This is a genomic window from Yinghuangia seranimata (genome assembly GCF_029953285.1).
Taxonomy (GTDB): Bacteria; Actinomycetota; Actinomycetes; order Streptomycetales; family Streptomycetaceae; genus Yinghuangia; species Yinghuangia seranimata.
On record NZ_JASAOI010000059.1, the window covers coordinates 18,694 to 43,709 of the forward strand.

Genomic DNA, 25,016 nt, shown 5'->3' on the forward strand with positions numbered 1-25,016 from the left:
GCTGGTCCCGCCACCTAGAACGAACTTTCCACCTGTCTGGTCGTGCTCCATGCCGATTCCGCGTTCGACGGGGATACGGCCTGTCGGTGCGCGCTGTCCGGACCGTGGACATGCACGCCCCGGCGGGTGTCGGGGCGGACGGGGATCTCACCAAGGGGGAAGCCGACCATGTCGGTTCTGGCATCGACGCGCCGCGTCGGCCACAAGCAACGTGTCCGCAGACGGCGAGGCCGCCACACCGCGGTCGCCACGGCACTGTGTCTGGCGTTGCTGACGCTGGGCGTCGCCCCGCCGGGGCTCGCCGGTGCGGGCGGGTCGACCACCGGCACGGGTGCCGCCCCATCGGTGAACACCCCCGAGCATCCCGAAGGAACGTCGTTCAATCCCAACCAGATCAAGGACATCAAGGCCGCCGATCCCGGCAGCGGTGTGAACGTGATCGAGGCGCCGTCGGCGACGAACGCCGGTGACGCGCGGCTGTCGTATCCGCTGGAGCTGCCCAAGGGGCGGGCCGGTGTGCAGCCGACGCTGGCGCTGGCCTACAACTCCCAAGGTTCGGACGGCCTGCTGGGCCTCGGATGGGACCTCAGCCTCCCCTCGATCACCGTGGACACCCGGTGGGGGGTGCCGCGGTACGACCCCGCGTCGGAGACCGAGACCTACCTGCTGAACGGCGAGGAGCTGACTCCGGTCGCGAACCGCGGGGCGCTCCAGCCGCGCACCGCGGAGAAGATCTTCCACACCCGGGTGGAGGGCCGGTTCGACCGGATCGTGCGGCACGGCGACAAGCCCGCGAACTACTGGTGGGAGGTCACCGACAAGCAGGGCATGCGCATGGTGTTCGGCGGTGCACCGGACACCACGCTGGCCGGCGCCGCGGGCAACACGGCCATGTGGGCGGTGCGCGAGGTGCGCGACACGCACGACAACCTCATGCGCTACACCTACGCCCGGGTCAACGACGGCGGCACCGCGAACTCGACGGTGCCGGGCACCAATCTCTACCCGCAGCGCATCACGTACACCGGGCAGGGGAACACCGACGGCCACTACTCGGTGACCTTCATCCGGGACCGGGACCGCCGCGAGGCGCGCCGCGCCGACGTGCAGATCGACGCCCGGTTCGGCTTCAAGCGGGTGACCGCCGACCTGCTGCGCCGGATCGAGGTCAAACTCGACGACCAGCTGATCCGCGCCTACGAACTCAACTACCGCACCGGCGCGTTCACGAAGACGCTCCTTGCGGGGGTGGCGCAGTTCGGCTCGGACAACCGCGTGTTCGACACCCACACGTTCGACTATTACGACGACGTCCGCGACGCGCAGGGCAACTACACCGCGTTCGCCCAGGCGGCAGGCTGGACGGTCCCGGACGACGGCCTCGGCGTGAACGTCCGCGACGGCCAAGCCGGCGCGGTGTCGGCCAACACGTCGGCGAGCGTCGGCGGGCACCTGTACGTCGGCTACAACCCCGTGGCTCCGACCAAGAGCGGGTCGGTCGGCGTCAAGGTCGGCGTCAACGCCGGGCAGACGGACGGGCTTCTGGCGTTGCAGGACGTGAACGGCGACAACCTGCCGGACAAGGTCTTCCGCAAGGACGGCGAGGTGTTCTACCGCGCGAACCTGTCGGGGCCGAACGGGCAGCCGAAGTTCTCCGACACCGCGGTCAAGCTGACCGGCCTGCCGGGCATGTCGCGGGAGCGGACGCTGTCCGGCACCGTCGGCGTCGAGGCCTACCTCGGCGTCAACGGGCAGCTCGACTACGTGTCCACCACGACCACGTCGGACCGATACTTCGCCGACGTCAACGCCGACGGCATCGCCGACCTGGTCAACAACGGCGGCGTCCTGTTCGGCCACTTGGACGCGAACGGCAACCCCGTCTACACCGCGAACAGCGCCGACACCCCCGTACCGGTCGGGTCCGGCCGCACGAACGGCACCATCGTCGGCGACCAGACCGCCGCGTTCGAACGCGCCGTCGACAACTCGCCGCTGATGGACAGCGTGCGCCGCTGGGTCGCGCCCTACGACGGCACCGTGCGGATCGAGGGCCGGGCGCGCCTGGTGCAGGACACCAGCCCGCAGCGGGCCGAGTACGCGAAGGCCGACGGCGTCCGCGTCGCCATCCAGCACGGCGACAGCGAACTGTGGGCGCAGCGCATCGGCCCCGACGACTACATCGAGTTCGCGCCGACCGGGGTGGACTCGGTGCAGGTGCACAAGGGCGAGGCGCTCTACTTCCGCGTGCAGTCCATCCTCGACGGCAAGTACGACACCGTCGCGTGGGACCCGAAGATCACCTACCTCGGGCTGCCCGCGGGCACCGACGTCAACGGGCTGAGCACCACGGTGTTCGACGCGCAGAGCGACTTCACCCTCGCCGGGCGGCCCTCGCTGGTCAACACGCCGCTGGCCGGGACCCTGAAGATCACCGGCGACGTGGCCAAGAGCGCCCCGACGTCGGACGACGTGACGCTGCTGATCACCCAGGAGAAGACCGACTCCGCGGGCAAGCCCGTCACCACCGAGCTGATGCGCAAGGTCCTGCCGGCCGGGTCGACCGGGACGACGCCGGTCGACCTCACCGTCCAGGTCGGCGCCCGTGAACGGTTGTCCTGGAAGCTGCTGGTGGACTCGCCGATCGACGCGAACGCGCTGAAGTGGACGCCGAAGGCGTACTACACGCAGGCGTCCGGCGTGGACGCGGTGGTGGACGCGCAGGGCAACCCGACGATCGTGATCAACCCGCCGTACGAGCTGAGCATGTACCCGGTGGACACGCTGACCGCGCCGCAGGCGTCGTACACCGCGACGGCCACCGGCACGCTCCTCGTCGAGCCGGACTTCCGGATGAAGCCGAACTCCGAGACCGCGCGGGTCTTCCTCACCGCCAAGAAGCGCGACGGCACGCTGGTCGGCAAGCGGGCGATCGACATCGTGTCGGGCGTGGGGCCGTTGAACACGGCGGTCCGGCTCTCGGTGCCGGTCACGCAAGGCGACGAGCTGTTCTTCGACCTGAGCACCACGGACGCGAAGATCCCGGGGCTGCTCACCTCGCAGTCGGTGAAGGTGAGTTGGGACGCCGGGGAGACGTTCACACCGGTCCCCAGCGCACTGCACGCGGCCGCGGAGGACGGGGCGTTCGCGCAGCCGTACCGCGGCTGGGGCGTGATCGGCTACCAGGCCAACCGCGACCGGGCGACCCGGCCGATCGCGGAGAACGAGCTGGTGATCGACCAGAGCTACAAGGACGCGCTGCCGCGCGAGCCCGTCCAGGCCGACGTGGCGGGGTTCACCGCCGACCCGAAGGTCCCCGCGCCGCGGATCGCGGTGTTCGCCCCGCAGCCCGCCCAGGGCCGGTGGGTGGCCTCCGACGACAGTACGTGGGCGGGCCCGGGCACGGCGGCCAGTTCCCGGATGGGTCCGGACACCGTCGACGTCGTCACCGACGCCGACCTCGCGGGCGCGACCGGCCCCATCCGGCGTGGCCGGACCCAGCAGATCTCCACGACGCTGACGCTCGGCCCGTTCGGCGGCAGCGGCGCGGCCGGCACCACCGCGGGCGAGGTCGACTTCCTCGACCTCAACGGCGACGGGTACCCGGACGTCGTCGGCTCGAAGGAGATCCAGTACTCCGACATGAACGGCGGCCTCGGATCCACCCGGGGCGTCCTCGGCAGCAACGTCCGCGAGTCGGACTCGACGTCGGGCGGCGTGTCGCTCAGCGCCGGCAGCCCGACCCGCACCACCACCACTGCGGCCGGCCGCGACGCGCCGACCGGGGAGTCCGGGGCGAACAGCGCGCGCAACGGCAGCGAGATGCCCTCGCTGGGCATCGGCGGCAACCTCGGCGGCGGCGAGTCCGACACCAAGTTCGACCTGGTCGACATCAACGGCGACGGGCTGCCCGACAAGGTGTACGCCAACGGCGACGCCGCACTCGGCCTGGGCTACGCCTTCGCCGCCCGCGAACCGTGGGGCGGCGGCCCGGTCAACGACGCCTCCTCCCGCAGTACGGGCGTCAACCTCGGCTTCAACCTCGACAACTACGGCTTCGCGGGCGGCGCGTCCGCGACGCTGGGTACCTCGTGGACCAAGGGAACCCTCGCCGACGTCAACGGCGACGGGCTCCTGGACCACGTCTTCACCGACGGCGCCAATCCGCTGAAGGTCGCGATCAACACCGGCGGCGGCTTCACCTCGCCGGTGCCGTTCCGCGGCTCCTTCAGCGACATCGCCGTCGACAAGAACGCCGACCTGGGCGCGGGCGTGTACTTCACCTTCGGGTTCTGCCTGACCTTCGGCTGCATCGTCTTCAACCCGGGTGTCGACACGTCCGTCGGCATCGGCCGCTCCGAGGTCGCGCTGCGCGACGTCAACGGCGACGGGCTCGTCGACCACGTCAAGTCCACCCGCGACAACGAACTCCAGGTCGCGGTGAACAAGACCGGCCGCACCAACCTGCTGCGCTCGGTCAACCGGCCGATGGGCGCCCGCATCGACCTGGACTACACCCGGGCGGGCAACACCACGGCCATGCCGCAAAGCCGGTGGGTGCTGTCGCGCGTCGCCGTGTTCGACGGCGTCGCCGGCGACGGCGTCGACACCCGCCTGACGACCTTCCGCTACGAGCAGGGCCGCTACGACCGGCAGGAGCGCGAGTTCTCCGGCTTCGGCCGGGTCGTCACCGAAGAGCGCGACCCCAGCGCCGGCGACGCGGTGGTGCGCACGGTGACGCGGGAGTACCGCAACGACGGATACGCGGGCCGCGGCCTGCTCACCCGCACGCTGACCGCGGACGGCGCCGGGCACCCGTTCACCGAGACGCTCAACACCTACCGCCTGCTCGACATCGCGACCGGCGGCGACGCCGACCCGCGCAGCACGACGGCGACCGTCTTCCCGCAGCTGACCCGGGTCGAGGACAAGCAGTACGAGGGCCAGGCCGCCGCGGGCGCGTCCACGTACACCGACTACTCCTACGACAGTTACGGCAACGTCGTCCGCACCTTTGCCGCGGCCGGCGAAGGCACCGCGGACGATCTGGAAAGCACCTACGAGTACAGCGGCGCCGACCCCGCGTGCCGGGACCGCAACATCGTGGGGACGGCCACCGTGCTGCGGCAAAAGGCCGCCGCGACCGGCGTCCTCCTGCGGCACCACGAGTCCTCGGTCGACTGCGCGACCGGCGAGGTGCGCCAGGTCCGCGAGTACGTCGACGACGGCACCGCGGCGGTCTCCGACATGGTGTTCCAGCCGGACGGCAACCTGAAGTCGGTCACCGGCCCGCCGAACGCCGCCGGGCAGCGGTACAAGCTCGAATACGGCTACGACACCGTCGTCGGGGTCCAGATCCAGTCCATCGTGGACAGCTTCGGGTACCGGTCGACGGCGGCGTACAACCTCAAGTTCGGCGTGCCGGAGCGCACCACCGACCAGAACAACCAGTCCGTGCAGATGGCGTACGACACCGTCGGCCGGCTGAGCACGGTGACGGGCCCCTACGAGATCGGCAGCTTCCGGGCCACCATCGAGTTCGAGTACCACCCCGAAGCCGCGGTCCCGTACGCAACGACCAAGAACATCGACCGCAACGCCGTCGGCCTGCGCAGCGACACCATCGACACGGTCACCTTCACCGACGGACTCAAGCGCGTCCTGCAGACCAAGAAGGACGCCACGGTGCCGTCGACGCCCGGCGGGTTGGCCTCGCAGGTGATGACGATTTCCGGGCGCCTCACGTTCGACGCCCTGGGACGCACCGTCGCGCGGTACTACCCGACGACCAAGGCCAAGTACTCCGGCGACACCGACTTCACGCCCGACTACGACACGGTGGCGCCGACGCGTCAGACATACGACGTGCTGGACCGGCCGCTGAAGGCCGTGCAGCCGGACGGCGTGACGTCCACCATCGCGTACGGGTTCGGCCCGGACCGGGCAGGCGTGACCCGCTCAGAGAAGACCGCCACCGACGGCAACGGCAAGCAGGCGCGCACCTACACCGACGTCCGCGGCCTCACCACAGCCGTGCGCGAGACCAACGGATCGGCGGTGATCTGGACCGACTACGCCTACGACCCGATGAAGCAGGTCACCGCCGTCACCGACGACAAGGGCAACGTCACCCGCACCGCATACGACGGCGCCGGCCGCCGCACGGTGCTCGACAGCCCCGACGCCGGCCGCACCGAAACCCGGTACGACCTGGCCGGGAACCCCGTCGCGAAGACCACCGCGAACCTGCGGGCGGCGGACACGAGCATCGAGTACGACTACGACTACTCGCGGCTGAAGGCCGTCCGCTACCCGACGTTCCCGGCCAACAACGTCACCTACGCCTACGGCGCACCCGGAGCGCCGGACAACGCGGCGTCGCGCATCACCGAGATCCACGACGCGGCGGGCACGGTCACCCGCGGCTACGGGCCGCTGGGCGAGACCGCCAAGGAGACCCGCACGATCACCGCGACCGGCGGCGCCACGCGCACCTTCACCACCCTGTGGCGCTACGACGCGTTCAACCGCGTGCTCCAGCAGACCTACCCCGACGGCGAAGTGCTCACCTACGAGTACGACACGGGCGGCCTGGTCACCAAGGCGACCGGGATGAAGGGCTACACCCAGTACGGCTACCTGGACCGCATCGACTACGACAAGTTCGGCCAGAAGATCTACCAGCAGACCGGCGACGGGGTGCGCACCACCTACACCTACGGCGCCGAGGACCGCCGCCTGGCCACGCTGAAGTCGGCGGCGGCGTCGGGCACGCGCACGTTCCAGAACCTCGCCTACACCTACGACAACGTCGGCAACGTCACCGCGCTGACCAACGACGTCCCGCAGGGCGGGACCATCGGCGGGCCGAGCACCCAGACCTTCGGCTACGACGACCAGTACCAGCTGACCTCGGCGTCCGGCCGGTACACCGACAAGAACAACCATGCCAACACCTACACGCTGAGCCTCGGCTACGACTCGATCCACAACACCACGACCAAGACCCAGCACCACGAAATCGCCGGCGGCACCGCGGCGTTCCCGGCCGGCGCCGGTTCACCCGGCCCGATCGAACCGGTCGACGACGCGTCGAACGCGGCCGACGTCCAGGACAAGACCACGTACGACTACGCCTACACCTACGCGGGCGGCAAACCGCACGCACCCAGCGCCGTCGGCCCGATCACGCAGGCCTACGACGCGAACGGCAACCTCACCGACACCGTCAACACCGCGGCGGGCGGCAAGCGCCGGCAGTACGTGTGGGACGAGGAGAACCGCCTCGTCTGCACCCAGGACACCGCCGCCGCCACCGTCACCCAGAACCCGGCGGGCTGCACGGGCGCCGCCTCGCGCTACACCTACGACGACAAGGGCAACCGCGTCGTCAAGAACGGCGACGGGGTTTCCCTCTACCCGAACAGCACCTACAGCGAGCGCGACGGAGTCGGCTACAAGCACGTCTTCGTCGGCGACACCCGGCTGGTCACCAAGACCGTCGCGGCGTCCGGGACCGAGAACACCCAGTCCTTCTTCCACCAGGACCACCTCGGCTCGTCCGGCTATGTGACGGACAAGCAGGGGAACGTGGTCGAACACTTCGAGTACTTCCCGTACGGCGAGACGTGGGTGGAGGAACGCGCCGGGACGACCGACACGTCGTACCGCTTCACGGGGAAGGAACTCGACTCCGAAACCGGCCTCTATTACCACGGCGCCCGCTACTACAACCCGCGAACGCAGCTGTGGGCGGGGGCGGATCCGGCGCTGCCGCAGTACTTCGGCTCCGACCTGGCCGGGGGGATAGGGAATCCGGTCAACCTGGCGGCGTATACGTATACGCGGAACAACCCGCTGCGGTATACGGATCCAGACGGGCGGGCGCCCACGGACCACACAACGCTTGCCATTCTCGATTACATGGCGCGCCAGATGCGCCAAAACAGCTACGATCCGCGAGTCAGGGAGATCCGTGGCCTCTTGGCTACCAGCCCGATGGAATCCCTCCTTCCGCCCAAGGTGGCATGGGACGACCAAAAGGCGCTGCGCATGTGGTACAACCTCGTCCATACCGGCGCGGAATGGGACCACAAGGACTGGATTCTCCACTTGACCGGGGGCGAATGGTGGACCCCCATCCCCGGCTTTTCGGTCAGCGGCGTTTCGTTCGACATCCGATTCGATGCTTGGTCGAACATCCACTACGGGTTCGTCGGCCGGGTGGCGGGGATCTCGGCCGAGCTGCTGAGGGACGCCGCAGACGCGGCGGACATCAAAGAGCACGGGCACGTTGACCCCACGGACGAAGCCGCCGTGCAGTTCGGCATCGACCTCTTCGACAAGTTGCATTACCGACCCGAGGAAATCAGCCGCGAAACCCTGCTGTTCGAGATCGAGTGCGCGTGGAAGAGGCTGTACGACGCCCAGGTGATCAGACCGCACACAACCTGACGAACAGGGGCGGGGCCAGGCCGGATCGGCCCGCGCAGACGAGGTGAGCGAGAGGGTGCCGGGTGACGGCGCCCTCTCGCCCGCCGGCACGGCGAGCACGGCTGCCAGATAGATGGTGGAGCGGGCCTACGAACCTTCGGAGCGCAGCAGTGCGGCGAGCACCCCTGCGCCCTCGCGCATCCCGCGACCGACTGCCGCCGGGGGAGGCCGTCAGTTGGTGGCGAGAAGGTGCTCCAGCCAGTTGCGGCAGGCCGCGACGGCGGCCTTGCTGATCCGTGCCTCGGGGGCTTTCCGGTCGAAACCGTGGATTCCGCCGGGCCACACGTGCAGCTCGGCTTCGCCGCCGGCCTGCCAGATCCGGTCGGCGTATGCGAGGACCTCGTCGCGCAGGCACTCGGCGGAGCCGACGTCGAGGAACGCGGGCGGCAGGCCGGACAGGTCGGTGGCGCGGGCGGGCGCGGCGTACTGCGGCACGTCCGCTCCGCCCCGGGCGTCGCCGAGCAGCGTGCTCCAGGCGAATTCGTTGCGGCTGCGGTCGTAGAGTTCGACGTCGTCCATCTGCAGGGCCGAGGCGCTGTCGTTGCGGTCGTCGAGCACTGGGGCAAGCAGCAGCTGGCCGAGCAGGCGGGGACCGCCCTTGTCGCGCACGGTCAGAGCGAGCGCGGCGCCGAGGCCGCCGCCGGCGCTGAAGCCCGTGACGACGATGCGCTCCCGGTCGATGCCGAGCTCGTCCGCGTGGTCGGCGACCCACAGCAGACCGGCGTAGGCGTCGTCGATCTGGGCGGGGTAGGGGTGCTCGGGCGCGAGCCGGTAGCCGACCGAGACCAGCGTGGCCCCGAGCCGCTCGGCCGTCTCGAGGATCTGGTCGAGCCCGGTGCGGTGATCGCCACCGTAGAAGCCGCCGCCGTGGATGGAGTAGAGCGCCGGCCGCGATGCGGGCGCGCCGGAGGGCGTACACACCAGCAGCGGGATCTCGGGGGCGCCGTCCAGGCCGGGCACCGAGGGCTGGGAGACGGTGAAGCGCCCGCCGCGGCTGAGGTCCTCGAGCGCCGCCACTTCGGCGTCGATCTCCGCGCGGATCACCGAGAGCTTCTCTATGCTCATCGGCGCCGAGTCCGGTTCCGCCGCCAGGTAGGCGTCATAGGCGACCCGAAGTTCGGCGTCGAGGGGCACGGGAACGGCGGGCACGGTCTTCCCTGGTTCAAGATCCACGCGCGCACGCTAGTGCCCCTGCTCCTTTCGCACCATTTGATTTTCGATGCCTCGCCGATCGCGCAGCAGGGCCGGGCGGATCGGCGGCGCAGGTCCGGTCAGGCCTCGGGGATGACGCGGCCGTCCTCGTCGAGGCGCAGATGCAGCTGCGTCGGGGGCTGGCTGTTCACGTCGGACGGCCGCGGGCCCTCGGGGCCGTCCGGTCCCCAGCGCAGCAGGCGCCGGGCGCGGGCGATCTGATGGACCGTGCCGAGGAACTCCAGGCGCGTGAGCAGCCCGGCGCGCAGTGCCGCCGACGCCTCGGCGTACGGGGCGAGCGCCGGGTCGGGCCGGCCGTCCGTGGTCCGGTACGTCGTGGCGTCGGCGTCCAGCGCGTCCTCGGGGATGAGGCCGTGCAGCCGCGGCAGCATCCAGACGAAGGCGAAGTCGAGGCTCTTGCGGGCGTCGTGCGCCGTGGCGTGGGCGCCGCCGGCCGCCTTCCAGCCGGCGGAAGCCCCACCGGCGGCCTGCTCCACAAGCGTGAACACCGCCGGGAGCGACAGCACGTCCGGGTGGGTGCCCACGGCGACCTCCGAGTCGGCTCGCACCGGGTCGGGGAACCGGGCGCCCGTGTAGTGCAGGTTCCGCAGGGCGAGCTGCTCCAGCGCGGTCGCCGGACTGACGGGTGCGTCCACGTCCAGGACGAGCCCGTCGTCGACGACGGCGCCACGCCCCCGTGCCCAGTCCGGCTTGGGCGGCTGGGGGTCGGTGGGGCGCGGGCCCTCGAGCCCGTCGGGGCCGGCGACCGCGTACTCCTCGGCGCGCACCACCCGGTACCGGGTGCCGGCCACCAGCAGCTCGTCCACTGTCTCGGTCTCCAGCCGCGCGACGGCCGCCAGCAGCTCCCGCCGGACCGCACGGTCGACCGGCGGCCCGGGCCGAGGGCCGGCGCCACCGGTGTACGCCCGGTGCCACAACAAGGAGTTGAGGCTGTCCCGCGCCGACTGCGGACAGCCGCTCGTGATCGGCGAGACCACCCGCCACCGTCCGCCGTCCTCAGCGGACTGCGCCGCCACGCCGAACAGCGGGCCGCGCAGCATCAGCACGCCCTCGCGGCGCAACGCGTCCACGGCATCGGCCTCGGCCGCCGCCTCCACCGGCTCCACCGGAACCCGAACCACCAACCGGCTGCCGGAATGCGCATCCCGCTCGTCCATGGCATCCATGCTGCCGACCGGCGGCGCCCCGTAGCCCCGGAATCGCCGGAACCGTTCCCCGCGACTCTCTGCGCATCGAGGGGGACGCCGTCGCCCCGGAGCCGGCAGGATCCGGGGCGACCACCACCGTGCGCGTCGGTGCCCGATGCGGTCGGCTTCGCGTGACCGTCGCGGACTGTTGATCCGGCTCCGCACCTGTCAAGGAGCAGAACCTCGTCGGCGGAGGCCTCGAATGCCGTCGGTCTCAGGCGGCACTGGACGGGCGGCTAACAGTATTGGGCGGTGTCAGGCACGCTCATGTTCGGAGTCCTGACCTTGATGACGACGCACATGTGGCCGCTGCCGTCCCACGGGCCGTAGTACCAGTTGGGCCCGTCGAATCCGGTGCTACGCCCGGTCGTGGAGGCCTCGCCCGAGTCCGGCCAGGAGTTGTAGTAGAGGCGGCGCGACCAGGTGGCGTCGTACCCGACGTGCTCCACGCGCATCAGGCACGCGACGGAGACGTTGCCGGGCTGCTGCCACATGTGCGGCTGGACCATGTACTGGCTCCACGTCGTCCATGCGTAGCAGCCCTTGCCGTCGGGCCCGATCTGGTCGTCCCAGTTGTATCCCCCGGCACTCGCCGGCGAGGCGGAGGCGAGGAACAGCCCCGTCGCCGACAAGGCCGCGACCGCGGCGGCTTTGACCCTCTTCAAGTGCATGACCGAACCCCCGAGTGTTGTTGTCGACCGCCCCGCACGCACGGCGCGGAGCGTGGCTTCCGGCAGCTGTTCGGCTTGCCTACCGATACCGACGCCGCCGGGCCTGCGGATTGGGCGGTGTCCGCGCGCCCAATTCCCGGCCGTGCCGGCGTCTGCCCGGTCCGGGGCCGACTGCCTCTCCATCAACACCTGAGCCGCGCCGCAAGGTTGCCCGGCCCGCTGGACGATGCCGGGATCCGGTGAATCTTTACGCCGCCCGCGGGGAATCAGACGCCGGCTTTGCGCTGGAACTCCGTAAAGGCTGCTACGGGATCATGCCCCGTCCGCCACCAGGGCTCAGCCGAGACCACACCACCGATCGACTGGAACAGCGCACCCGCCTCGTTCATGCGGCGGGCCGAGACGAGCGCGTACGCCAGCAGGTTCAGGTCCGCTACCGCAGCGGCGTGCGTCAGGAAGCCGGGACGCACCCAACGCCTTGCCGCGGCGTCCAGGAATGCCGAAACCTCCTGCCCTTCCCACATGTGATGGGCTGTGAGCGCGTGGGCCCCGCCTCGCTGCAGTGCGGCGCGATGCGCATCGATGAAGGACACGAGCGGCAAGCCGACCGTGGGGGAGCGGTCCGGAGCAGCCCTGCTTGCGTCCTCGACGAACGACACAGCCTGTCCGGGCCAGTCGCAACCGTCCGAGGTCAGATATTCCAACATCTGAAGGTGCGCCTGGCGATGCCACGGGTCGCGCCGCTGAATCTCCTCCCAGACCGGAACCACTTCAGCGGTGGGACGCTTCGCCAGACTCAGCAGCGCAAGCCTGATCACCCACGGCGTAGGGTCGCTCGGCAGCGCCGCGGCCGCGCGAGCACACGCGTCGAGCGCAGAGGAGAACGCCTCCCTGTCCTCCTGGCTCCCGGCCTCGGCCCGAAGCAGCACCCCGCAGGCGAACAACGTCTGGGCGTGGGCGTCTCGTGGCTCGCGACCGGCCCACCAGCGCTGCACACTGGGTCGCACCGCTTCGGCCAAGACCCAGATGCGGTGCGCCCGGCGATCCCAATCGCCGCCCGTCGCGTCCAGCAACTGGCCGACGACCGCCGAGTCCAGCGTCTGCGCCATGGGAGTGCTCCGCGGAGCAAGACGCTTGCATATCCTGCCGAGATCGGTGTCGTCCAGGTGCGGCGTCAGCCGCGGAGCGGTCGTCCTACGGAGGCTCTTGAAGGGCATGGAAAGGGTCCTAGACCTCGAGACAGTGCGAAGCGTGCCGCCTGTGGTGCTGCTGCGAGCTGACTGCCTGCACCTGCGGCCGTGGCCCCCACACCACGCACCGGCCCCCTGTACATAGGACCCCGAGGCGCGTCAACCACCGGGGGTCCCGGATGCAGGGCAGTCATGCTAGGGGGCGGCCACGGCAGTTGTCATCCGCGGCATCGGATTCCCGTTCCCCCCGCTCTGCGGCACGCGCGAGTTGCGCGTAGGTTGGGAAGCGGGATGTGAACACGATGCGAGCCGTCGATGCCCACGCACCGGCTCCCCCGTTGCATCGGACGTACGCCGTTGTGCGCGTCAGCCATCCCGTGATCCCGAGGAGACATCATGAGTACCTACACCAAGCCTGCCCTGACTCCGAAGCACTTCGCAGAGCTGGTCGACCGACTGAAGGCTGACGAGCACGAGCGCACCAGGGCGATCGAGATCATCCAGACCCGCGGCGTCGTCGCGTTCGCGGACGCGTACTTCGCGCTCACCGACAAACAGCACACCCAACTGGAGGCCGCCACGTCCGACCCCGCCGAGGAGTTCCGGTGGAGGGCGCTGGTGAGCCAGGGACTGGCCACGGGAACGCCCATCTCCATCGTCCCGACGGTCGAGGAGATCGGCGTCAGCATCGGCGTCGAAGTCGGAGCGGACGGCAGCGTCAGCGTATCCGTCAGTTGCGAGCTCTAGCACCGCGACCGAGAAGCAACCACTCGGGGCGGCAAGGGCCGGCCCCCGCGCCTCGAGGTGCGGCTTAGCCCTCCGCGGCGGCGAGTTCCGTCCAGGCGTAGGCGTCGAGGTCGATCTCCTCGTGTACGGTCGCGCACGATTCGCACGTACGCGCGGCCTTGTCGGCGTTGAAGCGTGCGCAGGCGGCGGCGTAGAAGCGCGCGGGGGCGACGGCGTTGTCGTGCTCCCATTCGTAGCGGCGCAGTTCGCCGCCACATGACGCGCAGTACCAGGCGGCGCCTAGGAGTCCGGCCTCCAACGCCATGTAGCGCAGCGTCACACCAGGCTCGCGAGGCACGATCCGGTGCGGCGTCCCGGCCGGGATGTAGACGTGGTCGCCGACGGTCACGCGGAAGCGGTTCACCGAACTGTCGTGCAGGTACACGTCCACCGTGCCCGAGAGCTGGCTGATGACGCTGTCCTTCTCGCACAACAGGTGGAAGGGCTGCGGAAGCCGGTTGTGGGACAGGTACACCTGCGGGTCGGTGTCCTCCGGCAGTACCGCCTCGTCCGCGTACTGGCCGAACTCGTCGGGCGACTTGAGGGCGTTGAGCATGCGGCGGCGGTTCACGGGCGGACGCTCCCTTCGGGTGCGACGGCGGCGGCGACGAGGGCGCGGTGTGCCGCGCTCACCGCACGGGTCTGGCGGACCTGCCGCGCCCAGCCCCAGAGTTCGCCGGGGAAGGACGCGTTGACGTGCCCGCACTCCGTGCAGGTGCGCCCCTCTTCGGAGTTGCGCATCTCGACGAACTCGGCGGAGCCGACCGCGGAGGGGAACTGGATCACGGCGTCGCCGGGGTCGCCGTAGCGGTCGGCGTCGAATCTGGGAAGATCATGCGGAGTTGCGTCGTACTCGTGGCGCACGATCTCGGCCTTGCACTTCGCGCAGCGGGCGGTGATCGCCTCGGACTGCGTGCCCTCCTCGGCCTGACGCTGCGTCACCACCAGGACGGCGTACGCCTCGGGGTTCGTCTGGTCGCGCAGGAACGAGTTGACGCCGTGCAGGTTGCGGGTGGCCATGATCTGGCCGGAGTTCAGCACCGATCCCTCCGAGCCGTACGCCACCACAACCTCGTCGACCGTGTTCCAGTGGAAGAAGTGGCCGTACGCGACGTCCTCGCCGCCGATCAGCACGTTGCCGCACGGCACGATCGCGCCCGCGTGGTCGTACGGGAACAGCGGGGTCAACTGCGCGGCGGCCTGTGCCATGCGCGCGTAGACGTTCGTCTTGAGCGGTTCGCGCTCGGGGTCGGGGGAGGGGATGCGCCGGCTCTCCGCCAGATGTACTGGTGTGGTGATGTCCTCGCTCACGGTGTTCTCCTCGTGGACACGGACTGCCAACTTGTTTGTGGGATACAGTAAATCGTCCATCGCCCGCGCAGTAAGAGAGGACTCCCATGGCTTTGTTCGTCAGCCTCCATCAGGCGCCGGGTCTGTCGCCGGAGGAGATCGCGGGCTACGGCCCCGAGGTGGCGCGCAACGTCCACGCGACGTTCCGGCAGCTGTACGTCAACACCGACACCGGTTTCATCACCAGCGTGTACGAGGCGGACAGCGCCGCCGACGTGGAGAAGGAATTCGAGCGCGTGGGCTTCCCGTTCGACTCCATCAACGAGGTCGACTTCACCCAGAGCGCGGACGAACTCACCGCGATGCTCGCCGGATCCGACTGACCCGAACTGTCGGAACGCTGCCCGTCGCGAGCGCCGCGGCGGCGAGGCCCAGTGCTGCGAGCAGTGCGAACATGTGGGCGTAGCCGCCGAGCGGGCCCGCGAGGGCGGCGCCGGCCCAGGGGGCGAGGGCGGATGCGGCCATGGCCGGTGCGGACAGGATGCCCGACAGCGTCCCGTACGAGGTGGCGCCCCAACGCTCGGTGATGGCAGTGGCGTTGAGCAGCGTCGCCATGCCCCGCCATGTGCCCGCGACGACCGCGATGACCACCAGTAGCCACACCGGGCCGGGTACGAAGGCGAGCAGTGCAGTGCAGGCGGCGGTGGCCGCGAGGACTCCGACGGTGCGGGCCCGCACTCCGCTGGCGCGGGCGAACCTGGAGTAGCCGAAGCGGCCCAGGACCTGGCCGGCGCCGCCGAGTCCGAGGGCCCAGGCGCCGACCGTCGTGCTCGATCCGCGTTCCTCGAGGAGAGGGACGATGTTGATGACCACCGCGTACATCGCGAACGACCCGACTGTCATGGCGACGACCAGGACGACGAACGGGCGGCTGCGGATGATCGCGCGGGTGTCGGTGGGAACGTCCGCGTGTGCGGCGGGCGGTGGCGCGGGCGGCCACGGGCGGCGCAGCACGATCGCGTGCAGGGGGATCGTGACCGCAGCGAGCACGCCGGCAAGCACGACGTACGTCGCGCGCCAGCTCATGTGCGTGGCGAGCAGGTCGGTGAGCGGCGCGAACACCGTGCTCGCCAGGCCCGCGACCAGGGTGACGGTGGTGAGCGCCCCGAGGTGGCCGGGCCCGTACCAGCGCGTCAGTGCGGCGAACGCGGGCTGGTAGAGCACGGCGGACATGGCGACGCCCGCGACCAGCCACGCAGCCGTGAACCAGGCCAGGTTCGGTGCCCACGCGACCATCAGGACCGCGCCGACGCCGACGACCGAGCCGGCCGTCATGAGCAGGTGCGGTCCGCGCCGGTCGAGCAGCCGCCCGACGGGGATACCGACGATCCCCGCGACGACCAGGGCGAGGGAGAACGCGGCGGTGGAGGCGGGGATGGACCACCCGGTGTCGTCCTTGATGGTCGACGCGAGGACCGGGAACGCGTAGTAGAGGATGCCCCAGCTGGTGATCTCGGTGACGCACAGCGCCGTCAGGACAGTCCGCAGCCGCGGCCGATGAAGGTCATCGGCCGCCGGTGCCGCGGCGGGAGCGGGCGGGGCTTCAGTGCCGACGCGCGCCTGCTCCAACGCTTCGGCACGGCCGCGCTCAGACATCGCCGCGTTCGATGGCACCCGCAATCGAGCGGACCTGCTCGTAGCCCGTGACCGTGAGGAAAGTTGGCGTGCGGCCGTAGCTCTTCATCCCGGCAATGTAGAAGTCCCGCTCGGAGTGCGCGAGGTCATACCGGTGGTGCGGCGGCGCGGACGGTGAGGATGATGCCGACGGTGTTGTCCGCGCGGGGGCGCCGGCGATCAATGGCGCCTCGCGGGCGCGTCCCAAGTTGGGACGTGCCACAGGTATCCGACGGGCGCGCCGCGAAACCCGGCCGTACCCGGACGCGACCCGGACGCGACCCGGTCGGCGCACCGGCAGCACCCTTTCGTGCCAACGCGCGCCCCCGCGCGACGCGGCGTCCCCCGCCGCCTCCGGTGGCGCCGTCGGTTCACTGCCCGATTTCAGGCCTTTAGTGCAGAATTTATTTAGATGCTCTTTATGTGCAAAAGCAAACGGATGCGTGCCTGCGATGCCGAAGGCCTGTACCGAGCGAGCGGAGAAGCGTGATGAGTGCACCCGAAGTCCTGCTGGAAGGCGTCGTGTTCGGCGAGTCGCCGCGCTGGCACGACGGGCAACTCTGGTTCTCCGACTGGGGCGCAGGCCAGGTGATCACGCTTGACGCCGACGGCCGCCACGAGGTGGTGGTGACCGTCCCGTCGTTCCCGATGTGCATCGACTTCCTCCCCGACGGGCGGCTGCTCGTCGTGGACTCGGCCCGACGACGGCTGCTGCGCCGTGAACCCGACGGGACACTCGTCCAGCACGCCGACCTTTCGACGGTCTCGCGGAAGCCGTGGAACGACATCGTGGTCGACGACCGGGGCAACGCCTACGTCAACACCATCGGATTCGACTTTCCCGGCGGTGAGTTCGCGCCTGGCTCGATCGTGCTCGTCACGCCGGAAGGCGATGTCACGCACGTTGCCGACGACCTGGCGTTCCCGAACGGAATGGCGATCAGCCGGGACGGTGGCACGCTGATCGTCGCCGAGTCGTACGCGAACCGGCTCACCGCCTACGACATCGGCAGCCACGGCGACCTCGGCAACCGGCGTGTGTGGGCCGAGACGCCTGACGACCACCCGGACGGAATCTGCATGGATGCCGAGGGCGCGGCCTGGTACGCCGACGTCGCCAACCAGCACTGTGTTCGGGTGCGCGAAGGCGGTGAGGTGCTCGCGACAGTCGACCTGGATCGCGGCGCCTTCGCTTGCGTGCTCAGCCGCGGGGACGACCCCCGCCTGTTCGTCGTCGGCCAGACCTGGGGCGGACCGGAGTCGCAGCAACCCAGTGGGCGGGTTGTGGTGTTTCCGGCACCCGCACCGGGTGCCGGGAAACCCTGACCTGGCCCGGCTCGGCGCGCTATGCGGGGTAGCTGCGTTGGGTGGCGGTGCCGGCGTGGGGATGGAGGGCGACGGAGAAGCCGGCCTGCCCGGCCAGTTCGCGTACGAGGTCCAGGGGGAGTGATCCCTGGCGTTGCACGGTGAGGCACGGCCGGGGATCGTCGCGGGAGGGCGTCGTGGTGTGGAACGCGAGCACGGTGGTGGACATGGGGCGGTGTGCCGGGAAGAGGTCGCGGGCGGCTTCCTCGTCGTCGTGTTCGAGGAGCATCCACCCGGGTTCCGCAGTGAACTCGGTTCGCAGGGGAGCGGCTTGCCAGTGGGCGGGCTCCTCCGCGGTTCCGGTGCGGTGGCGTGAGCGGTTGGCGGAGGTGATGGCCAGGAACGCGCAGCCGGTGGCCGCGAGCGCTTGGGCGACGAAGGAGTTCGACGGGCAGGCGTAGCCCGGCGCGATGACCTGGGTGGTGCGCATCCCTTGGTCCGGGTCGGTGAGGTGCTCGGGGACGTGGGCGGCGGCGGGTCCGCGCAGCCCGAACGGGCCTCGCGTGAAGAGCAGGTCCGCAAGCGCCAGGACGCGGTCGCGGGTGACGGCCGTCGGGAGGCGCGACCAGTCGAACACCGATGCGATCCGGGCCGGTGGAACGCTCAGGCTGCCCACCTGATCGGCCGGGCGCCCCTTCAGGGTGTTCATCGCCCGAACGGCCTCGCGTTCGGGCCGGGACGTCATGGCGTAGAAGTTGGCGAAGCCGTGGGCGACCACGCCGCCCGCCGCCAGGAAATCCACGGCCGACGCCACACCGCGCGGGTCGCGGAGGTGCCTGACGTCGCGCGCAGCCGAAAACGCATCCGACACGCTGTGCCTTTCGTCGAGGGAGCGGGCCCCGCAGGGAACGCTTGGACTGACCAACGCCGCGCGGGAGCACTTGTCACGGCCCCACCAGCTGTTGCGTGGGTGGCCCGGCGAGTGCGATCACGTCACGATGGGAGGAGGGGCCGATCCGGTCACCCGGGGCAGTCCGGGCATCCCGGGTAGTCCGGGCATCGGCCCAGTGTGTCGGCCTGCGAGAGGACACCCCATGGACGTCATGGTCCCCTGGGACCTGCTCGTCTCGGGGCCGGCCGACGCCCAGCAGACCGTGCTGCTGCTCCCCGGTGGGCTGATCCCCGCCCGGTCGTACGCCGAGGTGATGGCCGAGCCCGCGCTCGCCGGTACCCGCCTGGTCGCCGCGACCCTGCCGGGACACTGCGGGACGGCGCCGCCGGAGGACTTCACGATCGGCACCCTGGTCCGGCACACCGCCCGGCTGGCCGAGGAGCAGGCGTGCGACGTGGCGGTGGGATTCAGCATGGGGGCCACGGTCGCGCTCGAGATGGTCGCTACCGGCGCGTTCACCGGCCCGACCGTGTTGCTGGGCAGCAGCATGTCGCCCGCGGACGAACCCGCCTTCTTCCGGGCCGTCTGCCGGCTGGGCGACGTCCTCGGCCCGCTTCCCGCCGCCGCGCTGCTGAAGCTCATGGGCCCGGCCTCGAAAGGCATGCGGGTGCCGCCCGAGCGCCGGGCCGAGCTGCTCCGCGACCTGCGGAGCAACGATCCGCACACGGTGCGCCGGATCCTCCGCGGCTACCTGGACCACCTCGTCGGGCATCAGCAGGCGGCCGCGCGCCTGTGTGCGGCCGGAGTGCCGGTGTGGGTCGCGCACGCGGAGAAGGGCGACGGCGCGCTCACCGCGGACGAGCGGCGCACGTTGGAGGCCTGCCCGCACGCGACGGTGGTCACGATCCCCGGCACCAGCTACTTCCTCCCCAACGAGGAGCCGCGACGGGTCGCGGAGCTCGTGGTGGACGCGCTGGCCGCCGCGGGACCGCAGCCTCGCTGAGGGCCCGGCCGCGGTGGCGGCCGGGCCCGTCAGGTCACGCGCGCGTGGAGGGGTCGGACGCCCCGGAAGCCGCTAGCTGCCCTGTGCCTCGGCCGCTGTGGTCGCTGTGTAGTGTGCCGCGATCTCGTCGGTTGTCGTGGTCCACACGCCGGGGTGGTTCACCACGTACTCCAGCGCCTGGTCGAGGTACTTCGTACGGAACGCCTGGCCCGTTACGAAGGGGTGCAGCGCCAGCGACATGACCCGGCCGCTGTGCTCGGAGTCCGCCCACAGCTGGTCGACCTGGTCCTTCACGATCTGCACGAAGTCCGGACCGCTGACCGAGTGCGCGGTGAAGATGCCGAGGTCGTTGAGCTCAAGGGTGTAGGGGACGCTGAGCATGCCCGGCACGTTCAGCCGGAACGGCTGGTCGTCGGCCGTCCAGTCGAGCACGTAGTCCAGGCCGAGCTCCTTGAGCAGTTCCGGGGTGCGGAAGGTCTCGCTGAGCGCCGGGCCCATCCAGCCGCGCGGGCGCTGCCCGGTGGCCTTCTCGATGGTCGTGACGACGTCGGCGAGGTAGGCCTCTTCGTCCGCCTCGACCTCGGCCTGGACGATGGAGTTGTTCTTGCCGTGGGCGAGCCATGCCCAGTTGCGGGCCAGGCCGGCCTCGATGATCTGCGGGTACTGCTCGGCGACGTCGGAGTTGAGCAGCGCGCTCGGGCGAATGCCGTACCGGTCGAAGACCTCGATCATGCGCCAGATTCCGACCCGGGGCCCGTAGTCGCGCCAGCCGTGGTTCAGCGGGTCGGGCGTCAGCCCTGCGGTGCCCTGGTTGATGCTGGTCGACGGCTTGCCGAGTTCGAAGTGCTCGATGTTGAGGCCGACGTAGAAGGCCACGCGGTTGCCCTCGGGCCAGGTGATCGGGGCACGGTCGACGATGGGGCTGTAGTCGTAGAGGCGGTTCTGCACGGTGACGCTCCTTCGGCGGGCAGCCGGGGGATCCGGCCGCGGTGTCGGTGTTCCGGCGGTCTCTCCCGCCGACATCGCCAACAGTGCCGCCGCCCCCTTCCGATCGGCTGATGGTCCGCTGATGGTCAGGACTTGTCCGCGCAGCCCCCCGCCAAGATCGGTGGCAGGGCGGCCCGTTTAGGGTCGGGGCATGACGTCTTCCCTTGTCGGCAGTGCCTTCGACTCTCTCCGTCTCGACGCCGTGCGCGACCTGGAAGGACTGCGTCGGGCCTACGAACTCCCCGGCGCCGCGGCCGTGCGCAAGCAGATGACCGAACTCACGGAGCAGACGCGCCAGTTGATCGCCTGCTCGTCGCTGGTGCTGGTCGCGAGCACGGATGCCGAGGGCAACTGTGACGTGTCACCGCGCGGCGGCCCGGCCGGGTTCGTGGCGGTGTTGGACGCGCGAACGGTGGCGATACCGGACGCGACCGGCAACAAGCGCTTGGACACCCTTCAGAACGTCGTGGCCACCGGGCGGGCCGGGCTGCTGTTCGTCATCCCGGGGCGCACCACGACGCTGCGGGTGAACGGCCGCGCCTGCGTCTCCACCCGTCCGGAGCTGCTGTCGCAGCTGACCGCCGTGGGCAAGCCGCCGGCCAGTGCGCTGGTGGTCGGGATCGAGGAGGTCTACCCGCACTGCCCCAAGTCGCTCCTGCGCAGCGGGGCCTGGAAGCCGGAGCAGTGGCTGCCGGCGGACGCCCAGCCGACCTCGGCCGAAGTGACGCTGGCCCAGCTGCGGATGCCGGACCTGACGATCGCCGACATCGAGCAGGCGGAAGCGGATTCGCTGAAGTACCGGTACGAGTAAAGCGCCGACCGGCGATCGTCGAACCGGCGCCGGAAATCACTCGAAGCGGCGAACCGTCGCGTGACGTCGGCGCGCCGCGAGGCCCCGCGCCTGCCCGCCTCAACAAGCGGCAAAACGGGGCCTAGCCGACTGGAGTCACCGGCCCTACTGGCTCTCAGGGTCCTCCATGGGTGCAAGCAGTCGGTGTTTGATCGATTACTGTCGGCGACATGAGGTGTGGGGCTGCGGCATCGAGCCGGCGTGTGCCGGGTGTGGCGCTGATCGCACTCGCCCTGCTGATCGCCGTGCACGCACTGGCCTGCGCCCACGCAGCGTGGCCGGACTCCACGGCCAACGTGGACGCGACCGCGCAGGGCTTCGCACGGGCCACCCCGTCCTGCGCGACTCCGGTCCGCGCCGTTCCGGACACGAACCCCACCTCAGGCGGGCCGCAGCAGACCGCCGTCGCTGTCGCCGCGGCCGTCCTCGTCGACGAGCCGCGCGCCGCCGCACCGCACGGCGGTGACGACGAGGCCGGATGCGGCCACCCGTGCGCGCAGGCCGGTGACCGTGCCGTGGCCGGCTCGACCGTCTGCGCCGAGGCGCCGGCCTGTCCTGCGGCCGACGTCCCCTGTGCGGCAGCACCCTCCGCGGGACGTGACGCCCCGTCATCATTCGTCGCAGGCACGCTGGTCGGGCCCCGCGCGCTGCTCGGAGTCTGGCGGACCTGACCGGGACCGCCGCCCCGCGCCCGCCTGTTCGCCAGGTGCCGGGCGCGGACGGCCCCGCGTCCACCCTCCGCACTCCTCACGCGGCCCCGCTCACCTGCGGCCGGCCGCAGGAAGACGCTGCCATGCCTTCGTCGCGCAACACCCGCAGTCAGCCCCCCATCACACACGCCCCGCTCACTCACACAGCCGGCGCCCCGTCGCTGCGCCACCCGGCGGACCGCGCCGCCAGGAGCCGCGCGGCCGCGCGGCCCGGCCCGTCTCCCGCGGGTCAGCAGTCCGCGCCCGCCGCGCAGGTGCTGTCCTGCGGCGCCCGCCCCGCGTCGTCGCCCGCGGGTCTGGTCGGGGACACGCCCGTGCTGTGGATCGGGTCCCCGTTCAGCCCGCCGGACCGCGGCTTCTGGGCCAAGCTCGAAGGCCACAACCCCGGCGGCATCAAAGACCGCACCGCCCTCCACATGGTCGAACAGGCGCGGCTGCGCGGTGACTTGGCACCCGGGGCGCGGATCGTGGAGTCGACCTCGGGCACGCTCGGGCTCGGGCTGGCCCTCGCCGGCGTCGTCCACGGGCACCCGGTGAGCGTGGTCACGGATCCCGGCATGGAGCCGCAGATGGCCGGGCTGTTGGCCGCCTACGGCGCGGACCTCCATCTGGTCGAGGCGCCGCACCCGGTCGGCGGCTGGCAGCAGGCGCGCCGCGACCGGGTCGGCGAACTCCTGGCCGCGCACCCGGGATCGTGGTGCCCCGACCAGTACAACAACCCCGACAACACCGCCGCATACCGGCCGCTGGCCCACGAACTGGTCGCCCAGCTCGGCCGGATCGACACCCTGGTGGTCTCGGTCGGAACGGGCGGCCACTCGGCCGGCGTCGGGCACGTGTTGCGTGCCGTGCACCCGCACCTGCGGATCGTCGGTGTGGACTCCTGCGGCTCGACGATCTTCGGACAGCCCGCCACGACCCGGCTGATGCGCGGCCTCGGGTCGAGCATCTTCCCCGGCAACGTCGACTACGCGCTCTTCGACGAAGTGCACTGGGTCGCCGCGCCCGAGGCGGTGTGGGCGGCGCGGTCACTGGCCCGCGACCAGTACGCCACCGGCGGCTGGAGCGTCGGCGCGGTCGCCCTCGTCGCGCGCTGGCTGGCCCGCACCGGCCCGGCCGAGCAGCGGGTCGTCGCGGTCTTCCCCGACGGTCCCCAGCGCTACGTCTCCACGATCTTCGACGACCACTGGTGCCGTGAACGCGACCTGTTGGACCGTCCGCCCGCCGACGACCCGCACGAGATCGGGCATCCCGCCGACGACGTGGTCACCCGTTGGACGCGCTGCACCACCGTTGTCGACCCGCTCGCCCGACGCGCCGCGCCGGACGGCGATGCGGACCCAAACGGCGATGCGGACCCAAACGGCGATGCGGACCCGGACGGCGACGCGGGCCCGGACGGCGACGCGGGCCCGGGCGTCGCCGACCGCGACGAACCGGACCGCCGCGCGACCTGCACGGCCACCGGTGACGTGCGCTTCGTCGGGACGGCACGATGACGAACCTGTGGCGCACCACGCGCTCGTTCCCGCCCGCCGCCCAGGTGCTGATGGTGAATCAGTTCGCCATCAACCTGGCGTTCTACATGCTCATGCCCTATCTCGCCGCCCAACTCGCGGGCCCGCTGGGACTGGCCGCATGGGCGGTCGGGCTGGTCCTGGGCGTGCGGAACCTCTCCCAGCAGGGCATGTTCCTGGTCGGAGGCACCCTCGCCGACCGCTACGGCTACAAGACGCTGATCATGGCCGGCTGCCTGCTCCGCACCGCCGGATTCGCGCTGCTCGGGCTGGCCGAGTCGCTGCCCGCGCTGGTGGTGGCGTCCGCGGCCACCGGGTTCGCCGGGGCGCTGTTCAACCCGGCCGTCCGGGCCTACCTGGCCGCCGAGGCCGGGGAGCGCAGGGTCGAGGCGTTCGCCGCGTTCAACGTCTACTACCAGGCCGGGATGCTCCTCGGGCCACTCGTCGGACTCGCGCTGCTGGCCGCCGACTTCACGGTGGTCTGCGCCGCATCGGCCGCGGTGTTCGCCGGACTGACCCTCCTCCAGGCCCGAGCGCTGCCCTCCGGGCGAGCGGCCGCGGCGGACCGGGAGACCGGGGTGCTCGCCCAATGGCGTGTCGTCGCGGGCAACCGGCCGTTCGTGCTCTTCTCCGTCGCGATGATCGGCTCGTACGTCCTGACGTTCCAGGTCTACCTCACCCTGCCGCTGGCGGCGGGAACGGCGTTCGGGAACAGCGGGAGCACCGTCACCAGCGGCCTGTTCGTGGTCTCGGCAGGTGTCGCGGTCGTCGGCCAGCTGCGACTCACCGGGTGGGCGAAGCGGCGGTGCACGCCGTCGCAGGCCGTCGTGCTGGGTCTGGCCGCGATGGGGGCGGCGTTCGTCCCGCTCGCGTGCACGCCTCCGGACGATCGGAGGCTGGTGGCGGCCGCGCTGTTCGCCACCGTCGCGCTTCTGGCCGTCGGCGGCGCGGTGGTCTACCCGTTCGAGATGGACACGGTGGTGACGCTCGCCCGGGGCCGGCTGGTGGCCAGCCACTACGGGCTGTACAACACCGTCTCCGGCGTGGGCATCACCCTCGGCAACCTGGTCTGCGGTGCGCTGTGGGACTGGGCGGGCGACCACGGTGCGCTCTGGCTGGTGTGGGCGGTCCTCGCGTCCACCGGCGCCGGATGCGCGCTGGCCGTCCGGGTGTTGGCCGCAGGCGGAGGCCTGAGTCCCGCGCCGCGTGCCGCGGCCGAAGAGCCGGCCGGGGTCTGACCGGATGCCCC

At 70.9% G+C, this 25,016-nt stretch carries 18 protein-coding genes; 9 read left to right on the forward strand and 9 right to left on the reverse strand.

All coding sequences use genetic code 11. From position 1 onward, the window contains the following. The first annotated feature begins 168 nt into the window (after positions 1-168). Positions 169-8,454 carry a SpvB/TcaC N-terminal domain-containing protein gene (locus QI554_RS34585; RefSeq protein ID WP_281475918.1) on the forward strand — a complete coding sequence of 2,762 codons (8,286 nt, stop codon included), beginning with the start codon at positions 169-171 and terminating at the stop codon, positions 8,452-8,454. A 210-nt stretch (positions 8,455-8,664) separates the two neighbouring features. Here the strand turns inward: QI554_RS34585 and QI554_RS34590 are convergent, their stop codons facing one another. The 4 genes from QI554_RS34590 to QI554_RS34605 form a co-directional block, all read right to left on the reverse strand. After that, positions 8,665-9,666, reverse strand: coding sequence for an alpha/beta hydrolase (locus tag QI554_RS34590; protein ID WP_281475920.1), 1,002 nt, complete (start codon positions 9,664-9,666; stop codon positions 8,665-8,667). 98 nt (positions 9,667-9,764) lie between these two features. Continuing rightward, positions 9,765-10,862: a DUF5954 family protein gene (locus QI554_RS34595; RefSeq protein WP_281475923.1), complete on the reverse strand. Its 1,098-nt coding sequence runs from the start codon at positions 10,860-10,862 to the stop codon at positions 9,765-9,767. A 266-nt stretch (positions 10,863-11,128) separates the two neighbouring features. Next, the gene (locus tag QI554_RS34600; RefSeq protein ID WP_281475925.1) at positions 11,129-11,563 is read right to left on the reverse strand and encodes a hypothetical protein; all 435 of its coding nucleotides are present in this window, start codon (positions 11,561-11,563) and stop codon (positions 11,129-11,131) included. 266 nt (positions 11,564-11,829) lie between these two features. Continuing rightward, the gene (locus QI554_RS34605) at positions 11,830-12,672 is read right to left on the reverse strand and encodes a hypothetical protein (RefSeq protein WP_281475927.1); all 843 of its coding nucleotides are present in this window, start codon (positions 12,670-12,672) and stop codon (positions 11,830-11,832) included. 477 nt (positions 12,673-13,149) lie between these two features. Between QI554_RS34605 and QI554_RS34610 the strand changes: the two genes are divergently transcribed. Next, positions 13,150-13,500: a hypothetical protein gene (locus QI554_RS34610; protein ID WP_281475929.1), complete on the forward strand. Its 351-nt coding sequence runs from the start codon at positions 13,150-13,152 to the stop codon at positions 13,498-13,500. Positions 13,501-13,564: 64 nt separating this feature from the next. On the opposite strand, the gene QI554_RS34615 is transcribed toward QI554_RS34610, so the two are convergent. After that, on the reverse strand, positions 13,565-14,110 hold the full coding sequence (locus tag QI554_RS34615; protein WP_281475931.1) for a cupin domain-containing protein: 546 nt from the start codon (positions 14,108-14,110) through the stop codon (positions 13,565-13,567). Then, positions 14,107-14,850 carry a cupin domain-containing protein gene (locus tag QI554_RS34620; RefSeq protein ID WP_281475933.1) on the reverse strand — a complete coding sequence of 248 codons (744 nt, stop codon included), beginning with the start codon at positions 14,848-14,850 and terminating at the stop codon, positions 14,107-14,109. Before QI554_RS34620 ends, QI554_RS34615 begins: the two co-directional genes overlap by 4 nt. Positions 14,851-14,936: 86 nt before the next feature. Here QI554_RS34620 and QI554_RS34625 point away from each other — a divergent pair, with 86 nt between their 5' ends. Beyond that, on the forward strand, positions 14,937-15,212 hold the full coding sequence (locus QI554_RS34625; RefSeq protein ID WP_281475935.1) for a nickel-binding protein: 276 nt from the start codon (positions 14,937-14,939) through the stop codon (positions 15,210-15,212). On the opposite strand, the gene QI554_RS34630 is transcribed toward QI554_RS34625, so the two are convergent. After that, positions 15,184-16,485 (reverse strand): MFS transporter, encoded by a 1,302-nt coding sequence (locus QI554_RS34630; protein WP_281475936.1) that lies wholly within the window; start codon positions 16,483-16,485, stop codon positions 15,184-15,186. The genes QI554_RS34625 and QI554_RS34630 overlap by 29 nt on opposite strands. A gap of 507 nt (positions 16,486-16,992) precedes the next feature. On the opposite strand from QI554_RS34630, the gene QI554_RS34635 reads away from it, so the two are divergent. Further along, a complete protein-coding gene (locus QI554_RS34635; protein WP_281475938.1) occupies positions 16,993-17,829 on the forward strand; it encodes an SMP-30/gluconolactonase/LRE family protein in 837 nt (278 codons plus the stop codon). Between the two features lie 19 nt (positions 17,830-17,848). Here the strand turns inward: QI554_RS34635 and QI554_RS34640 are convergent, their stop codons facing one another. Then, entirely contained in the window at positions 17,849-18,610 is a 762-nt protein-coding gene (locus QI554_RS34640) for a hypothetical protein (RefSeq protein WP_281475940.1), read from the reverse strand. A 292-nt stretch (positions 18,611-18,902) separates the two neighbouring features. Between QI554_RS34640 and QI554_RS34645 the strand changes: the two genes are divergently transcribed. Next, entirely contained in the window at positions 18,903-19,703 is an 801-nt protein-coding gene (locus tag QI554_RS34645; RefSeq protein ID WP_281475941.1) for an alpha/beta fold hydrolase, read from the forward strand. Positions 19,704-19,775: 72 nt separating this feature from the next. Here QI554_RS34645 and QI554_RS34650 read toward each other — a convergent pair whose 3' ends face one another. Then, positions 19,776-20,651, reverse strand: a complete 876-nt coding sequence (locus QI554_RS34650) for a polysaccharide deacetylase family protein (protein ID WP_281475943.1) — start codon at positions 20,649-20,651, stop codon at positions 19,776-19,778. Positions 20,652-20,841: 190 nt separating this feature from the next. Here QI554_RS34650 and QI554_RS34655 point away from each other — a divergent pair, with 190 nt between their 5' ends. The 4 genes from QI554_RS34655 (at position 20,842) to QI554_RS34670 (ending at position 25,005) form a co-directional block, all read left to right on the forward strand. Continuing rightward, entirely contained in the window at positions 20,842-21,501 is a 660-nt protein-coding gene (locus QI554_RS34655; RefSeq protein WP_281475945.1) for an MSMEG_1061 family FMN-dependent PPOX-type flavoprotein, read from the forward strand. Positions 21,502-21,752: 251 nt separating this feature from the next. Continuing rightward, on the forward strand, positions 21,753-22,211 hold the full coding sequence (locus QI554_RS34660; RefSeq protein ID WP_281475946.1) for a hypothetical protein: 459 nt from the start codon (positions 21,753-21,755) through the stop codon (positions 22,209-22,211). Positions 22,212-22,333: 122 nt separating this feature from the next. After that, positions 22,334-23,749, forward strand: coding sequence for a PLP-dependent cysteine synthase family protein (locus QI554_RS34665; protein ID WP_281475947.1), 1,416 nt, complete (start codon positions 22,334-22,336; stop codon positions 23,747-23,749). Further along, positions 23,746-25,005, forward strand: coding sequence for an MFS transporter (locus QI554_RS34670; protein WP_281475949.1), 1,260 nt, complete (start codon positions 23,746-23,748; stop codon positions 25,003-25,005). The genes QI554_RS34665 and QI554_RS34670 overlap by 4 nt, the downstream gene beginning before the upstream one ends. Positions 25,006-25,016: the final 11 nt, after the last annotated feature.

Excerpts from the sequence above, each read along its gene's own strand:
- QI554_RS34605 (WP_281475927.1), bottom strand. The coding sequence starts at position 12,672 with ATGGCGCAGACGCTGGACTCGGCGGTCGTCGGCCAGTTGCTGGACGCG.
- QI554_RS34645 (WP_281475941.1), top strand. The coding sequence starts at position 18,903 with ATGGACGTCATGGTCCCCTGGGACCTGCTCGTCTCGGGGCCGGCCGAC.
- QI554_RS34635 (WP_281475938.1), top strand. The coding sequence starts at position 16,993 with ATGAGTGCACCCGAAGTCCTGCTGGAAGGCGTCGTGTTCGGCGAGTCG.
- QI554_RS34610 (WP_281475929.1), top strand. The coding sequence starts at position 13,150 with ATGAGTACCTACACCAAGCCTGCCCTGACTCCGAAGCACTTCGCAGAG.
- QI554_RS34665 (WP_281475947.1), top strand. The coding sequence starts at position 22,334 with ATGCCTTCGTCGCGCAACACCCGCAGTCAGCCCCCCATCACACACGCC.
- QI554_RS34630 (WP_281475936.1), bottom strand. The coding sequence starts at position 16,485 with ATGTCTGAGCGCGGCCGTGCCGAAGCGTTGGAGCAGGCGCGCGTCGGC.
- QI554_RS34585 (WP_281475918.1), top strand. The coding sequence starts at position 169 with ATGTCGGTTCTGGCATCGACGCGCCGCGTCGGCCACAAGCAACGTGTC.
- QI554_RS34655 (WP_281475945.1), top strand. The coding sequence starts at position 20,842 with ATGACGTCTTCCCTTGTCGGCAGTGCCTTCGACTCTCTCCGTCTCGAC.
- QI554_RS34670 (WP_281475949.1), top strand. The coding sequence starts at position 23,746 with ATGACGAACCTGTGGCGCACCACGCGCTCGTTCCCGCCCGCCGCCCAG.
- QI554_RS34595 (WP_281475923.1), bottom strand. The coding sequence starts at position 10,862 with ATGGACGAGCGGGATGCGCATTCCGGCAGCCGGTTGGTGGTTCGGGTT.
- QI554_RS34600 (WP_281475925.1), bottom strand. The coding sequence starts at position 11,563 with ATGCACTTGAAGAGGGTCAAAGCCGCCGCGGTCGCGGCCTTGTCGGCG.
- QI554_RS34625 (WP_281475935.1), top strand. The coding sequence starts at position 14,937 with ATGGCTTTGTTCGTCAGCCTCCATCAGGCGCCGGGTCTGTCGCCGGAG.